Below are 15,292 nucleotides of genomic sequence, written 5' to 3' on the forward strand. Positions count from 1 at the left end.
GGCCGTCAGTGCAGGAAACCGATGTCCCGGCGTTTCCTCACCTCGGGCTTGACGCGGTGTTCGGCCTCCAGCTGGGACAGGAACTCGTCGGGCGTGAACACCTCGCCCAGCACGTCGACCTGGCGCTTGACACTCGCGAAGTCGCCCGCGGCCAGCGCGTCGAGCTGCTGCAGGCGGCGCGACTGCTCGGCCGTGAGCCGCCCGGCGTCCCCGTCGAGGGCCTCGGCCACGAACATCCGCTCGCGCTGCGCGGCCGTCATCGGCAGGAAGCGCACCTTGAACGTGAAGCGGCGCAGCGCCGCCTCGTCCAGTTCGTCGAACAGGTTCGTGGTGCAGATGAAGACGCCCGAGAAGCGCTCCATGCCCTGCAGCATCTCGTTGACCTCGGTGACCTCGTAGTTGCGCTCGGCCATGCGGCGGCTGCGCAGGAAGCTGTCGGCCTCGTCGAGCAGCAGCACGGCCTGCTCGGACTGGGCCTCCTCGAACATGCGGGCCATGTTCTGCTCGGTCTCGCCGACGAACTTGCTCGCGAGGTCGGACGCCTGCCGGATCATCAGCGGGCGCTGCAGCTGCTGGGCGATGTGTTCGGCCAGGGCCGTCTTGCCGGTGCCCGGCGGCCCGTGGAAACACAGCGTGCCGAAGCCCTTGCGGGACAGCGCCTCGACGATGCGCGGCACCTCGAAGCGCGACTCGGTGTTCAGCAGCGACAGGTCGTAGCGCGTGACCACACGCCGCGCGCCGCGCACGCTGGCCGAGCCGAGCGCCTTGTCGGCGTTGCCCAGCTGGCGTTCGATCAACTGCTCGATGGCGCCCGCCTCGGGGCCGTCGGACGTCAGCCGCGCGAACTTGACCGCCGTGCGCACCTGGGCCGGCGTGAGGCCGCGCCGTTCGGCGAGGCGCGCCGCGAAGCCGTCGGACACCTGCACCCCTTCGAGCGCGCGGGTGACGAGCGCCTCGCGGGCCCCGGGCGGCGGCGACTTCAGGTCGAGGTGGTACTGGAAGCGGCGGCGGAACGCGGGGTCGATCTGCTCGATGCGGTTGGTGACCCAGATGACCGGCACGGGGTTCGTCTCGAGGATCTGGTTCACCCACGCCTTGCCGCTGACACTGCCCGAGGGCATGCCGTCGCCGGTGTCCAGCCGCGCCATCAGCTGGGCGGCGTCCGTCGAGATGGGCGGGAAGACGTCCTCGACCTCGTCGAACAGCAGCGCCACCGTGGGGCTGCCCTTGAGGAACACCTGGCTGATCTGCAGCGAGCGGTAGCGGTCGCGGCCGCTCAGGCTGTTGCCGTCGCGGTCGGCGTACTCCACTTCATAGAGTTCCAGGCCGGCGGCCTGCGCGGCCACCTTCGCCAGTTCGGTCTTGCCGGTGCCCGGCGGACCATACAGCAGCACGTTGACCCCCGGCTCGCGGCGTGCCACGGCGTTGCGCAGCAGCGCGGTGAGCACCTTCTGGTCGTCGCCCACGTAGTGGAAGTCGTCGGGCGAAAGTTCGCTGCGCGAGGCGGGGCGGGTGAACACCGCCATCAAGTCGGACGGGCCTTCGTAGTGGCGCATCAGCACCGGGGGCAGCTGCTCGCTGACCTTCATCAGGTCGGCGAGGTCGGTGATGTTGTGCTCGGAGATCAGGTTCTCGACCATGCCCGTGCGCTCGAGCCGCGAGCCGGCCCGCAGCGCCTCGGCCACCTCCTGCTCGTTGACGCCGGCCACCGCGGCGATGGCGGCATAGGCCTCCTGGGCGTTGGACACCTTGAACTCGACGAGCAGCCCGCGCAGGTCGCGCTGGTAGCGGGCGAGCGTGCCGTACAGCAGCAGCGCGCGCTCGGCGGGGTTCAGCTGCAGCAGGCCGGCCAGCGCGTCGATGTTCTTCTCGACGAGCGTGGACTCCTTCTTCAGGCTGCGGTCGAGCCACTCGGCCGTGGTGCCGATGACGGCGAGCAGGTCCTTCGGGGCGTCCTTGATGTATTCGTCGATGTAGAAGAAGAGCGTGCCTTCCTCGTACGGCCCGCCCCAGCCGCCGTGGCGGGCCATGAAGGCGGCGTCGCTCAGGGCCTCGTGGCCCGTCCAGTGTTCGTTGCCACGGCAGCGCAACTTGAGGAACGCGCGCAGGCGCTCGAGCACGCTCACGGGCCACACGAGGTGCCTGGCGGTGAGCGACAGCAGGCTGTTCCAGTCCCGGCGCAGGTTGAAGCGCGCCGCGTGCCGGACCGTGAGGGTCAGCACGAACTGCGAGCACATGCGATCGAGGACCGGCGCCTCCTTCAGGCCGGGAGACAGCACGACACGGGCGTCGAAGCGAGAGGTGGCCATGGGGCAGCTCCGGGATCAACCGTCGGGGACATCTTGGCGCACCGCGCACCAAGGGGCAAGCCCCGATACCGCCGGGCCGCGCCCCGACCATAGCGCAAGGGCCCAATTCCACACGCGGGTCGCCCGCGCGCCTGTGTGGCAATTTCACGCGCCACGCGCGCGACGCACTTTCAGTGCAGGATCACGGGATGCTGCATCAGCGACGTGTACCGCTCGATGTAATCGTCCATCTCCTCTTCGGAGGGGGACGTCTCGATCAGCGCGGTCACCTCGTCCTTGAACGCCTCGGCCATCGCGCCCTCGATGAAGATCTCCTTGCGCGCGAACTTGTCGACGATCTCGAACCCGCCTCGCGAGAGCGGCTCGCCGCCGTGTTGCGCTTCTCCTTCGGGCAGGTCGAACTGCACGACGACGTAGTTGTCAGAGTTGTAGACCATCTGCATGGTGTGTTTCTCCTGGTGGCAACCGGTAGCTCGGGCCGGACATGCAGCTTTCAAGCCCGGAGCCGTCGTCAGGATGGATCCGTCGGCCGGCGCAGAAGTTCAAAGGTTTCGCCCTCCGGCTGGTTGGTCATGCGTGCGCGCACAGGCAGGTGGTGCAGCTGCGGGTCGAGCCAGACTTCCACCAGGGTGTCGTTGACCTTGCGAGGTTCGCGCACCAGCTTGATGGCGGACACCGAAACGCCCCCGATGGGCACGTTTTCGACGCCGATGGCCTTGAATGTCCACACATCGGCGTCACCACGGGCCCCGGTGACGTACATGCTGACGCGCTTGCCGGCGGTCACGCCCTTCGGATCGGCCGCGGCGATGGCGCCGATCTGCACCATCCAGGTGAGGCGGTCCTGGGTGCCGGGCACCAGGGTGTATTCGTTCGAAGGCCCCGAATAGGTGATCTTGCCGGCCGATCGCTGGAAGTTGGCGGCCATCACGGACTTCCCACGCCGCTCGTCGGTGAAACGCACCGGGGCGATGCCGGCATTGTCGAGGATGCCGGTGCTGTCCTGCGTCAGCACCTTGATGCCGGCCACGCGCCCTTCGAGGCGCGCGTGGTAGCGGTTGCCGTCGAGCAACTCCCAGCTGAGTTCACCGTTGCCGCTCCACGGGCCGCGGGTGATGGCATAGCGCAGCACGGTCGAGGGTGGAATTTTCGTGCGGTAGACCGGGGCGTCCGTGGCGGTGGGCTCGGTGATCTTGTGCGGTTCGGCCACGGGCTTCATGCCGGTGGCCCGTTTGGCCGGCGCCACCGGCGTGGCGGGTGTGTCGGCCACCGCCGGCGCGGGGGCAGGAGCGTCGACCACCCGCACCGCGACCGCAGGCGTGCGCGCCGGTGCGGGGGTTTCGGCGTGGGACAGGTTCACGCTGGCGAAGGCCACATGGGCGAGGATCACAGGCACCGACACCGGCAGCAGGCGGCGCCAGCGGGCGGGGGGAAGGGAAGGGGCGAGGTCGTCCATGCATCCACAATACGGGAAACCGAAGCCCTTGCCACGCCCCTCACCATGAAACTCGCCAGTTACAAGGATGGATCCCGCGACGGACAGCTCGTGGTCGTGTCCCGCGACCTCACGACGGCCCACTACGCCAATGGCATCGCGACCCGGCTCCAGCAGGTGCTCGACGACTGGAACTTCCTGTCGCCGCAACTGGAGGAGCTGTCGATCTCGCTGAACCACGGCCGCGCGCGCCACGCCTTCCCGTTCGACCCCGCGATGTGCACGGCGCCGCTGCCCCGGGCCTACCAGTGGGCCGACGGCTCGGCGTACCTGAACCACGTCGAGCTGGTGCGCAAGGCGCGCAACGCGGAGATGCCCGAGAACCTGAAGACGGACCCGCTGATGTACCAGGGCGGCAGCGACGACTTCCTCGGCCCCACCGACCTGATCCACGTGCCCAGCGAACGCATGGGCATCGACTTCGAGGCGGAGATCGCCGTGGTCACCGGCGACGTGACGATGGGCACGCCCGCCGACCGTGCCATCGACGCGGTGCGCCTCGTGATGCTCGTGAACGACGTGAGCCTGCGCCACCTCGTGCCCGGCGAACTCGCGAAGGGTTTCGGCTTCTTCCAGAGCAAGCCGTCCACCGCGTTCGGTCCGGTGGCGGTCACGCCCGACGAGCTGGGCGCCGCGTGGCAGGGCGGGCGCGTGCACCTCCCGGTGCACGTCGCCTGGAACGGCAAGCGCGTGGGCCTCGTGGACGCGGGCCCCGAGATGAGCTTCCACTTCGGCGAGCTGATCGCCCACATGGCCAAGACGCGGAACCTGCGCGCCGGCAGCATCGTGGGCAGCGGCACGGTCAGCAACGCGGACGCGTCGCGCGGCTATGCATGCATCGCCGAGCAGCGCGCCCGCGAGACCATCGCCCACGGCGAGCCGAAGACCGAGTTCATGCGCTTCGGCGACACGGTGCGCATCGAGGTGAAGGGGGCCGACGGCCAGTCGGTGTTCGGCGCCATCGACCAGGCCGTCGCCACCCCCGACTGACCCCGGCTACGCCGTGGCCTCGGCCACGATGGCGGCCACCGCGTCGAACGCCTCCTGCAGCTGGGCCTCGGTGTGCAGGCCGGTGATGAAGAAACGCAGGCGGGCCTGGTGCTTCGGCACCGCCGGGTACACGAGCGGGTGCGCGCAGAGGCCCCGCTGGTACAGCGCAAACGACGTGTGCAGCGTCAGGTCGCGTTCACCGAGGATCACCGGCAGGATCGGCGCGACGTCGGCGGTGCCGATGTCGAGCCCCGCGGCGCGGGCCAGCGACTGCGCCATCTGCACCTTGTCCTGCAGCGCCACCGAACGTTCCGGCTCGCGCTCGAGCACACCGAGGGCCGCCTCGGCCGCGGCCGCGCCCACCGGGGGCAGGGCCGCGCTGTAGACGTAGCCGGGGCAGTTGTAGCGCAGGAACTCCACCAGTTCGCCATTGCCCGCGATGTAGCCGCCGCAGCTCGCGAGGGTCTTCGACAGCGTGCCCATCCACAGGTCCACGTCGGCACGGTCCACGCCCGCGTGTTCACCGATGCCGCGGCCCGTGGCGCCCACGGTGCCGAGGGAATGGGCCTCGTCGACCATCAGGTAGAAGTCGTGGCGGCGCTTGAGCGCGGCGATCTCGCGCAGCGGGCACACGTCGCCGTCCATGCTGTAGGCGCCCTCGACCAGCACCAGCACCTTGCGGTACTTGGGTGCCTCGGTCTCGAGCAGCGCGGCCAGCGCCGCGACGTCGTTGTGCCGGAAGCTCATGCGCGTGGCCCCGGACAGGCGGATGCCCTCCAGCGCGCTCTGGTGCATGTAGGCGTCGTGCAGCACGAGGTCGCGCGGCTCGAACAGGAAGCCGATGGTGCTGGCGTTGGTGCCGAAGCCGCTGTTGAACGTCATCGCGGACTCGGTGCCGAGGAACCGCGCGATGCGCTCGTCGAGCGCGTCGTGCACCGCGGTCTGCCCGCACACCATGCGGCTGGCCGACGCCGAACTGCCGAAGCGGTCCAGCGCGCCGTGCGAAGCGGCCAGCACCTCGGGATGCTGCGTGAGGCCGAGGTAGTCGTAGCTCGAGAAGTTGACGACCGCGCGGCCGTCGACCTCGATCGAGGCCCCGTCGCTGCGGTCACGGCTCAGGAAAAACGTGCCGTCGCGCTGCGGCAGCAGCATCCGGGCGGCGTGTCCCCTCATCGCCGTCATGTCCTGGTTCCAACGGGTCCAACGTGCATTCTTGTAGAGATTCATCGCACGACCTTTTTGTGTCGAAAGAGTGCCTGGCAACATCGCCGCCCCGAGAATGCGTCACCTGGCGTGGCACGTCCTGCAGTCCGTGAAATATTTCGCGAACCATCCCGGACCGGGAACCCCGGAAAACCGGCGACACTCGAACGCGTCCATGTCCGAACTCCCGCACACCCTGAAGATCGCCACCGTCTGGCTGCTCGTCGGCCTCGGGGTGTTCCTCGCGTTCCAGGCGTTCGAGGGGCAGCAGCGCCGGGCCCGCTTCCAGACCACCGGTGACGTGGTCGAGATCCAGCGCGGTCCCGACGGCCACTACCACTGGCCCGGCACCATCAACGGCCACCGGGTCGAGTTCCTGATCGACACCGGTGCCACCGGCACGGCCGTGTCGGCCTCGCTCGCGCGGCAGCTCGGGCTCGTGGCACTCGGCGAGGTGCAGTCCAGCACCGCGGGCGGTGTCGTGACCGGCGAGGTGATGCGGGCCGACGTGGCGCTCAAGGGCGGCGTGCGGGTCGACGACCTGCGCATCGTCGCGCTGCCCGCCCTGGGTGACAACCCGCTGCTGGGCATGGACGTGCTGGGCCGCCTGCGCTGGCAGCAGCACGATGGTGTGCTCACCTTCGACCTCCGCGAACGCCGATGAAGCTCCTCCACCGACTGGTCCCCTGGCTGCTGGCCCTGCTGTTCGCCTTCACGGGCCCGGCCCGCGCCCAGTACACGCTGTGCCCGCCCGCCGCCAAACCGCCCACCGAGGAGCAGCAGGCCACGGGCCTTCGCGAGGCCCGCGACCGCGGCATGCTGTGGCGCGCCACGAAGGACGGCCGCACCTCGTGGCTCTACGGCACCATCCACGTGGGCCGCCTGGCCTGGGCCTTCCCCGGCCCCACCGTGCGCGACGCACTCGGCCGCAGCGACACGCTGGCCCTCGAGCTCGACCCGCAGGACCCGGCCGTGATGGTGAAGATGCAGCGGTACATGGCCCGCGACCCGAAGCTCACGCTGACCCCGGCCCTCGACCGCCGCCTGCGCGCGCAGCTGCAGAAGGCCTGCATGCCGCCGGCCCTGGCCGACCAGATGGCCCCCGAGATGCTCGGCGCCACGCTGACCGTGACGGCCGTGCGCCGCGAGGGCTTCGATGCGCTGTACGGCATCGACTTCTCGCTGGGCCAGGCGGCCCGCGCGCTCGGCAAGCCGGTGCAGTCGCTCGAGACGGTGGAGACGCAGCTCGGTGAATTGATCAGCGACAACGAGGACGACCTGCGCGCCAACATGGCGCAGATGCTCGACGACCTCGAGCAGGGCAACGTGATCCCGCAGATGCTGCGCCTCGCCCGCGCGTGGGAAGCCGGCCGCGACGAGGAGCTGGCGAACTACACCGAATGGTGCCGCTGCGTCGAGACACCGCGCGAGAAGGCCCGGCTGCGGCGCCTCATCGAGGGCCGCAACGCGGGCCTGGCCGACGGCATCGACCGGCTGCACGCGGGCGGCCAGTCGGTGTTCGCGGCGGTGGGCGGGCTCCACCTGGTCGGACCGGAAGGCCTCCCGGCCCTGATGGCCCGCCGCGGCTACACGGTCACCCGCGAGCCGCTGCCCCGCTGAACGCCGGTCAGTCGATCACCAGCTGGTAGGCGCCGGCCGACCCGCCGGTGTACTTCACGCGCACGTAGTACGTGGTCGTGACCGTGCCGGTGTTCTTGTACGACGTGGCGTCCAGCACGCCGAGGCCGGTGTTCGAGCTGCTGGCGAGGGTCGTGCCGCTGGCGCTCAGGATCGCCACGTCGAAGTTGGCCGCCGCGTTCGGCGTGAGCTTCGCGCCGAGCGTGCTGCCGGCCTTGATGGGCACGGCGAACACGTCCACGTCGCTCGTGGCCGACAGCGTCCCGGCGATCGTGTCGCCCTCACGGGCCGACTGGGCCGTGGCGACCGTGTTGTTCGGCTCGACGTCGGGCGTGCCGGCGGGCGGCGTCGAGCCGCCCGCGGCGTCCACTGCGGCGTTCGCGTCGACCAGCCCGCTGCCGCAGCCCGAGCACGTGGCCGGGAACGCGCGCGCGCTCGACTTCAGGCGGCTCGCGACCTCGTCGGGCGTCAGCGCCGGGTTGCGCGACAGCATCAGCGCCACCACCCCCGCCACGTGCGGCGAGGCCATCGACGTGCCCTGGTAGTACGCGTAGCTGTCGCTGCCCGGGCCGCGCGTGCCGCTGTTGAGCGTGGACAGGATGCCGTTCGCGGCGCCCGACGAGGTGTCCCCGCCCGGTGCGGCCACGCTGACCTTCGCGCCGTAGTTCGAGTACGACGCCCGCCCGCCGTTGCGATTCGTGGCCGCCACGGCGATCACGCCGTTGCAGCTGGCGGGCGAGAAGCCCGAGGCGTCCGCGTTGCTGTTGCCGGCGGCCACCACGACCACGGTGCCGCGCGAACGCGCGAGGTTCACGGCGTTCTGCGACGTGGTGTCGCACCCGCCCGAGCCGCCCAGCGAGAGGTTGATGACCCGCGCCGGCGTGGGGTTCGCCGGCACGCCGGAGACGCTGCCCCCGGCCGCCCACACGATGCCGTCGGCGATGTCGGACGTGTAGCCGCCGCAGCGCCCCAGCACCCGCACCGGCAGCACCTTGGCCCGGTACGCCACGCCCGCCACCCCGGTGCCGTTGTTGCTCACCGCCGCGATGGTGCCGGCGACGTGGGTGCCGTGCCAGCTGCTCGTGGTGTCGCGGATCGGGCTCAGGAACCCGCACGCGCCGGCCGTGGCGTAGTCGCCCGGGTCCTGCGCGTTGCTGTCGCGCGCATTGCCGTCGTTGGCGTTGCCGCTGTCCTTGATGAAGTCGTACCCGGGCAGCACGTTGGCGGCCAGGTCGGCGTGCGGGCGGTAGCCGGTGTCGATGACCGCGACCACCACGCCGGCACCGGTGGACTTGTCCCACGCGGAGGGCAGGTTGAGCCCGCCGCGGGCCTCGAAGTAGTGCCACTGCTGGCCGTACTGGGTGTCGTTGGGGGTCGCGAGGGCGTGGAGGATGCGGTCGGGTTCGGCGTACTCGACGCTGCTGTCGCTGCGGGCGATCTCGTTCGAGAGCCGCACGGCCTCGTCGCGGCCGACCCGCCCGTCCAGGCGCATCACGTGGGTGTCGAACGCGCCGACACGCACCCACTGCAGGCGGCGCCCGAACCGGGCCGCCGCGGCTTCGGCGCCGCGGTGCAGCCGGGTGCGCTCGGCGGCCGGGGCCGACCGCGCCGCGCCCGGCACGCCGGGGCGGTAGCGGATGATGAGGCGGTCGGTGCCGTCGTCGTCGGTGGCTCGGGCCGCATCGGCACCACCGGCGAAGGTCGCGCCCGGTGCGACAGCGGCGAGGGCCAGCGCGAGGCCGGCCAGGAGTCTGGAGGTTTGTCTCATGGTGTTGTCCTTGTGGGTTGAACGGCCCGTCGAGGGGCCTGGGGAGCCTGGGGGACGACCCGCCCTCCGGCAATCCGGCCTTGCCCGCTCCCCAGTTCCATCCCGCGCACCATCCGGGCAAGCGCGATTGCCCGACGCGCCACCGGGCGGGTACGATGACCCCAGCCCACGCGTCCGCAGGAGACCCCATGTCCGACACCCCCTCTTTCACCAACCTGGTTCCGGGGTTCGACTTCCTGCAGAACCTCGTCAAGAACGCCGGCTCGGCGATGCCCGCGATGGGCCAGTGGATCGCCCCCACGCTGAACCCCGAGGAACTCGACAAACGCATCGGCGAGCTGCGCACCGTGCAGTTCTGGCTCGAGCAGAACGCCCGCATGCTGGCCGCCACCATCCAGGCGCTGGAGGTGCAGCGCATGACGCTGTCCACGCTCAAGACCATGAACGTGCAGATGGGTGACCTGCGCGATTCGCTGCACGCACGCGCCACCGCCCCCGCACCGGAACCCGCGCCCGAGGCGCCGGCCGCCGAGCCGCCGGCCCCCGAGAAGAAGTCGAGGGCCAAGGCCAGCGCGCCGGAGCCCGGCGCGTCCATGGTCGACCCGGTGCAGTGGTGGGGCGCGCTCACGAAACAGTTCACCCAGCTCGCAACCACCGCGATGCAGGAACCGGCCGGCACGCCCGTGGGCGAACCGGCCAAGGCCGCGCCCGCCAAGGCGGCGCGCAAGACGACCTCCGGCGCCCCGGCGCGCAAGCGCGCGGCGCCGAAGCGCTGACGATGAAACTCTTCGCGCACGCCCACGCCACGCACCCCGACTGGCGCATGGGCCTCGCCCTGGCCGCCGCCCAGATCGACGCCCAGCGGGCGGACCCGTCCGGCACGCACATCGGCGCGCCCACGCTGGGCTGGGTCTACGTCACCGACCACTACGCGCCCCATGCGGCCGCACTGCTCGCCGAACTCGGCGAACGCTGGCCGGGGGTCTCATGGGTCGGCGGGGTCGGGGTCGGCGTCTGCGCGAATGGAGCGGAGTACATCGACGAACCGGCCCTCGTGCTGATGCTGTCCGACCTGCCGCGCGACCAGTTCCGCGTGTTCTCCGGCGCCCGGCCGCTCGGCGGGTTCCACGCCGCCACCGCGCAGGTCCATGCCGACCCGTCCACGCCCGACCTCGGCGAACTCATCCACGAGATGAGCCGGCGGGTGGACACCGGCTACCTCTTCGGCGGGCTGCCGTCGTCGCGCACCCGCAGCGTGCAGGTGGCCGACCGCGTGGTCGAAGGGGGCTTGTCCGGCGTGGCCTTCGGGCCGGGCGTGTCCCTGGTGTCGCGGGTGACGCAGGGGTGCCAGCCGGTCGGGCCGGTGCGTCACGTGACCGCGTCGGACCGCAACCTCGTGCTGGCCCTGGACGGCGAACCCGCGCTCGACGTGCTGCTGCGCGACCTGGGCGTCGACGCCTCGGAGCCGCGCGAGGCGCTGTCCCGGCTGCGCGAGACCCTGGTGGGCCTGAGCGACGGGCGTGACGACGCGCTCGCCCGACCGGGCCAGTTCGGAACCGACACCCGCGTGCGCCACCTGATCGGCATCGACCCGAAGGCGCGCGGCGTGGCCGTCGCCGACGAGATCGAGGCGGGCATGCAGCTCGCGTTCTGCCGCCGCGACGTGGAGGCCGCCCGCCGCGACCTCGTGCGCATCTGCAGCGAGATCCGCGAGGAGGTGGAGCCCGAGACGATGCCGCTCGCCGCGGCCCTCGCGCTGCACGCCGACGCAGCCGAACGCGGCACCCACCCGGCGCGCGGGATCGCCGGTGCGGTGTATGTCAGCTGCACCGGGCGCGGCGGCCCGCACTTCGGCGCGCCGTCGGCCGAACTGGCGCTGATCCGCCACGCGCTCGGTGACGTCCCGCTCGTGGGCTTCTTCGCCGCCGGCGAGATCGCCCGCCGCCACCTCTACGGCTACACGGGGGTGCTGACCGTCTTCACGAACGGGGCGCCCGCGTGACCGCGCCCCCGGCCGACCGCGCGCAGCACCTGGCCCGGGTGGTCGCGGCGCTCGAGCCCCTGCTGCCCGCCCACGCGCTGCTGTGGCAGCGCGAGGACACGGTGCCGTACGAGTGCGACGGCCTCACCGCCTACCGCCAGGTGCCGCTCGCCGTGGCCCTGCCCGAGACCGAGGACCAGGTGGCCGCGGTGCTCAAGGCCTGCCACGGGCTCGGCGTGCCGGTCGTGGCACGCGGCGCCGGCACCGGCCTGAGCGGCGGAGCACTGCCCCATGCGCTCGGGGTCACGCTGAGCCTCGCGCGGTTCAACCGCATCGTCGACGTGGACCCGGTGGCCCGCACGGCCGTCGTGCAGTGCGGCGTGCGCAACCTCGCCATCAGCGAGGCGGCCGCGCCCCACGGTCTCTACTACGCACCCGACCCCAGCAGCCAGATCGCCTGCACCATCGGCGGCAACGTGGCCGAGAACTCCGGCGGCGTGCACTGCCTGAAGTACGGGCTGACACTGCACAACGTGCTGCGCGTGCGCGGCTTCACGGCCGACGGCGAACTCGTCGAGTTCGGCTCCGGCGCCCTCGACTGCCCGGGCCTCGACCTGCTCACGCTGGTGGTGGGCAGCGAGGGCATGCTCGCGGTGATCACCGAGGTCACGGTCAAGCTCGTGCCCCGGCCGGTGGTGGCGCGCTGCATCATGGCGAGCTTCGACGACCTGCGGAAGGCCGGCGCCGCGGTCGCCAACGTGATCGCCGCCGGCATCATCCCCGCCGGACTCGAGATGATGGACAAGCCGATGACGGCCGCCGTGGAGGACTTCGTCCACGCCGGCTACGACCTCGACGCCGCAGCCATCCTGCTGTGCGAGAGCGACGGCACGCCCGAGGAGGTGGCCGAGGAGATCGACCGCATGCTCGAGGTGATGATCACCTCCGGCGCCACGCGGGCCGAGGTGAGCCGGGACGAGGCCCAGCGCCTGCGCTTCTGGAGCGGCCGCAAGAACGCGTTCCCGGCCAGCGGGCGCATGAGCCCCGACTACATGTGCATGGACTCCACCATCCCGCGGCACCGCCTGGCCGACATGCTGCAGGCCATCGCCGGCATGGAGACGAAGTACGGGCTGCGCTGCGCCAACGTGTTCCACGCGGGCGACGGCAACCTGCACCCGCTGATCCTGTACGACGCGAACGACCCCGACCAGCTGCACCGCTGCGAGCTGTTCGGCGCCGACATCCTCGAGACCAGCGTCGCGATGGGCGGCACGGTCACCGGCGAACACGGCGTCGGGGTGGAGAAGCTCTCGTCGATGTGCGTGCAGTTCTCCCCCGCCGAGCGGGAGCGCATGCTCGCGCTGAAGCACGCGTTCGACCCCGAGGGCCTGCTGAACCCCGGCAAGGTCATCCCCACGCTGAACCGCTGCGCCGAGTACGGGAAGATGCACGTGCGCCGCGGCCTGCTGGCGTTCGCCGAGATTCCCCGCTTCTGACCGTGCCGATCTCCCCCGAACTCTCCACCCTGGTCGACCGCGTGCGCGCTGCCCACGCGGACCGCACGCCCCTCGAGGTGCGCGGCGGCGGCACCAAGGCCTTCTACGGCGAAACCCCGTCGGGCCGGGTGCTCGACACCCGTGCGCACACGGGCATCGTGAGCTACCAGCCCACCGAACTCGTCGTGACCGTCGCCTCGGGCACGCGCCTGGCCGAGCTGGAAGCCACACTCGCCGAGAAGGGGCAGGGCCTCGCGTTCGAGCCGCCGGTGTTCGGGCCGGAGGCCACGGTGGGCGGCATGCTCGCGGCCGGCCTGTCGGGCCCGGCCCGGGCGTCGATGGGCGCGGTGCGCGACCACGTGCTCGGCGCCACGCTGCTCGACGGCAGCGGCGAACTCCTGCAGTTCGGCGGCGAGGTGATGAAGAATGTGGCGGGCTACGACGTCTCGCGGGTGCTGGCCGGGTCGCTCGGCACCCTGGGCGTCGTGATCGACGTCTCGCTCAAGGTGCTGCCGCTCGCGCCGGCCACCGCCACCGTGCGCTTCGCGATGGACGAGGCCACGGCCCTCGCGCGGCTGAATGAATGGGGCGGCCGGCCGCTGCCGCTCAATGCCAGCGCCTGGTGGGACGGCACGCTGCTGCTGCGCCTGCGCGGCGCGATGGCGGCAGTGCGCGCGGCCATCGCCCTGTTCAAGGACGCGGGCGGCGAGGTGCTCGAGGCGGGGGCCGGTGCGCCGTTCTGGGACGGGTTGCGCCACCAGACCGACGAGTTCTTCGCGAAGGCCCTGCTGGCGGTGGACCGGGGCGTGCCGCTGTGGCGGGTGTCCGTGCCGCAGACGGCGGCGCCGCTCGGGTTCTCCGGCGAGCAGCTGATCGAATGGCACGGCGGCCAGCGCTGGTGGTGCACCGCCACGCCGCCGGCCCAGGTGCGCCGCGCGGCCGCGGCCGCGGGTGGCCACGCCACGCTGTTCCGGGCGAAGGACAAGTCGCCCGGCGTGTTCACGCCGCTGTCGCCCGGGCTCGCCGCCATCCACCGGCGCATGAAACAGTCGTTCGACCCGGCCGGGATCTTCAATCCCGGGCGCCTGTACCCCGACCTCTAGATCATGCAGATCCACCTGTCCCCCGAGTTCCAGGGCACGGCCGAAGGCCGCGAGGCCGAGTCCATCGTCCGCAACTGCGTGCACTGCGGCTTCTGCACGGCCACCTGTCCCACCTACCAGCTGCTGGGCGACGAACTCGACGGCCCGCGTGGGCGCATCTACCTGATCAAGCAGGTGCTGGAGGGCGAACCGGTTTCGGCCGGCACCCAGCAGCACCTCGACCGCTGCCTGACCTGCCGCAACTGCGAGACCACCTGTCCGTCCGGCGTGCAGTACGGGAACCTGGTGGAGATCGGCCGGCAGGTGGTCGACCGGAAGGTGCCCCGGCCGGCGCGCGAGCGGGCGGTCCGGTGGCTGCTGAAGGAAGGCCTGACGTCGCGGTGGTTCGGGCCCGCGCTGCGCCTGGGCCGGGCGGTGCGCCCGCTGCTGCCCGAGGTGCTGCGGAACAAGGTGCCCGCCGCCGCCACGCCGGCCGGGCGCTGGCCCACGCGCGCCCACCCGCGCAAGGTGCTGCTGCTGGCCGGCTGCGTGCAGCCCGCGATGGCCCCGAACATCCACGGCGCCACGGCCCGGGTGCTCGACATGGCGGGCATCCAGTCGCTCGTCGCGCCGAAGGCGGGCTGCTGCGGCGCCATCCGCTCGCACCTCGGCGACACGGCCGGCGGGCTCGACGACATGCGCCGCAACATCGACGCCTGGTGGCCCCTGATCGACCAGGTCGAGGCGATCGTGATGAACGCGTCCGGGTGCGGGCTCACGGTGAAGGAGTACGGCCACGCGCTGGCCGGCGACCCGGCCTACGCCGACAAGGCCCGGCGCATCGCCGCGAAGACCCGCGACCTGAGCGAATTGCTGCCCGACCTGGTCCCGAAACTGAAGCCCCGGCTGCGCCAGGCGGCGTTGCGCCACTTCGTGTTCCACCCGCCCTGCACGCTGCAGCACGGGCAGCGGCTGCGGGGTGGCGTCGAAGCCCACATGCGGGAAATGGGTTTTAACGTGGACGTCGCACGGCAGGAGCCTCATCTCTGCTGCGGCTCCGCCGGCACCTATTCGGTGCTCCAGCCCGAACTGGCACTGAAACTGCGCGACCGGAAGCTTCAGCAGCTGGAGGCGAGCGGGCCGCAGGCGCTGCTGTCGGCGAACGTCGGATGCATCACCCACCTCCAGGGAGGCACCCATTTGCCGGTGCTGCACTGGGTGGAAGCGCTCGATGAAGCCCTGTTCAGGGTTTCCCCGCCTGGACCGTGACTCACTGATGACGTCAAGCCGAGTGTCGCATCACGCCAACGGTGACGCACCGATATCG

At 71.4% G+C, this 15,292-nt stretch carries 13 protein-coding genes; 8 read left to right on the forward strand and 5 right to left on the reverse strand.

Annotated features, from left to right (window positions below; all coding sequences use genetic code 11):
- Nucleotides 1-5: 5 nt before the first annotated feature.
- The 3 genes from A4W93_RS27985 to A4W93_RS27995 form a co-directional block, all read right to left on the reverse strand.
- On the reverse strand, nt 6-2,309 hold the full coding sequence (locus A4W93_RS27985) for an ATP-binding protein (protein ID WP_085753731.1): 2,304 nt from the start codon (nt 2,307-2,309) through the stop codon (nt 6-8).
- Between the two features lie 170 nt (nt 2,310-2,479).
- The gene (locus A4W93_RS27990) at nt 2,480-2,752 is read right to left on the reverse strand and encodes a BTH_I0359 family protein (RefSeq protein WP_085753732.1); all 273 of its coding nucleotides are present in this window, start codon (nt 2,750-2,752) and stop codon (nt 2,480-2,482) included.
- Between the two features lie 68 nt (nt 2,753-2,820).
- Nucleotides 2,821-3,765 carry a DUF3108 domain-containing protein gene (locus tag A4W93_RS27995; protein WP_085753733.1) on the reverse strand — a complete coding sequence of 315 codons (945 nt, stop codon included), beginning with the start codon at nt 3,763-3,765 and terminating at the stop codon, nt 2,821-2,823.
- A gap of 45 nt (nt 3,766-3,810) precedes the next feature.
- Between A4W93_RS27995 and A4W93_RS28000 the strand changes: the two genes are divergently transcribed.
- Entirely contained in the window at nt 3,811-4,794 is a 984-nt protein-coding gene (locus A4W93_RS28000) for a fumarylacetoacetate hydrolase family protein (protein WP_085753734.1), read from the forward strand.
- Between the two features lie 6 nt (nt 4,795-4,800).
- Here the strand turns inward: A4W93_RS28000 and A4W93_RS28005 are convergent, their stop codons facing one another.
- Nucleotides 4,801-5,967, reverse strand: a complete 1,167-nt coding sequence (locus tag A4W93_RS28005) for an aminotransferase class I/II-fold pyridoxal phosphate-dependent enzyme (protein ID WP_157782241.1) — start codon at nt 5,965-5,967, stop codon at nt 4,801-4,803.
- A 205-nt stretch (nt 5,968-6,172) separates the two neighbouring features.
- Between A4W93_RS28005 and A4W93_RS28010 the strand changes: the two genes are divergently transcribed.
- Both A4W93_RS28010 and A4W93_RS28015 read left to right on the forward strand, forming a co-directional pair.
- Nucleotides 6,173-6,661 (forward strand): retropepsin-like aspartic protease family protein, encoded by a 489-nt coding sequence (locus tag A4W93_RS28010; protein WP_157782242.1) that lies wholly within the window; start codon nt 6,173-6,175, stop codon nt 6,659-6,661.
- Nucleotides 6,658-7,617, forward strand: coding sequence for a TraB/GumN family protein (locus A4W93_RS28015; protein WP_085753737.1), 960 nt, complete (start codon nt 6,658-6,660; stop codon nt 7,615-7,617). The genes A4W93_RS28010 and A4W93_RS28015 overlap by 4 nt, the downstream gene beginning before the upstream one ends.
- 7 nt (nt 7,618-7,624) lie before the next feature.
- On the opposite strand, the gene A4W93_RS28020 is transcribed toward A4W93_RS28015, so the two are convergent.
- Nucleotides 7,625-9,403 (reverse strand): S8 family peptidase, encoded by a 1,779-nt coding sequence (locus tag A4W93_RS28020; RefSeq protein WP_085753738.1) that lies wholly within the window; start codon nt 9,401-9,403, stop codon nt 7,625-7,627.
- 188 nt (nt 9,404-9,591) lie between these two features.
- Between A4W93_RS28020 and A4W93_RS28025 the strand changes: the two genes are divergently transcribed.
- Genes A4W93_RS28025 through glcF form a run of 5 tightly spaced genes read left to right on the forward strand, consistent with a single transcriptional unit; the run spans nt 9,592 to nt 15,234 of the window.
- Entirely contained in the window at nt 9,592-10,179 is a 588-nt protein-coding gene (locus A4W93_RS28025) for a PhaM family polyhydroxyalkanoate granule multifunctional regulatory protein (RefSeq protein ID WP_085753739.1), read from the forward strand.
- A gap of 2 nt (nt 10,180-10,181) precedes the next feature.
- Nucleotides 10,182-11,405: an FIST signal transduction protein gene (locus A4W93_RS28030; RefSeq protein WP_085753740.1), complete on the forward strand. Its 1,224-nt coding sequence runs from the start codon at nt 10,182-10,184 to the stop codon at nt 11,403-11,405.
- A complete protein-coding gene (locus A4W93_RS28035; RefSeq protein WP_085753741.1) occupies nt 11,402-12,883 on the forward strand; it encodes an FAD-linked oxidase C-terminal domain-containing protein in 1,482 nt (493 codons plus the stop codon). The genes A4W93_RS28030 and A4W93_RS28035 overlap by 4 nt, the downstream gene beginning before the upstream one ends.
- Nucleotides 12,880-13,986 carry a glycolate oxidase subunit GlcE gene (gene glcE / locus A4W93_RS28040; protein ID WP_407081721.1) on the forward strand — a complete coding sequence of 369 codons (1,107 nt, stop codon included), beginning with the start codon at nt 12,880-12,882 and terminating at the stop codon, nt 13,984-13,986. Before A4W93_RS28035 ends, glcE begins: the two co-directional genes overlap by 4 nt.
- Before the next feature lie 3 nt (nt 13,987-13,989).
- Nucleotides 13,990-15,234, forward strand: coding sequence for a glycolate oxidase subunit GlcF (gene glcF, locus A4W93_RS28045; protein WP_085753742.1), 1,245 nt, complete (start codon nt 13,990-13,992; stop codon nt 15,232-15,234).
- Nucleotides 15,235-15,292 lie beyond the last annotated feature (58 nt).

The sequence above is a fragment of the Piscinibacter gummiphilus genome, assembly GCF_002116905.1.
Lineage (GTDB): Bacteria > Pseudomonadota > Gammaproteobacteria > Burkholderiales > Burkholderiaceae_C > Rhizobacter > Rhizobacter gummiphilus.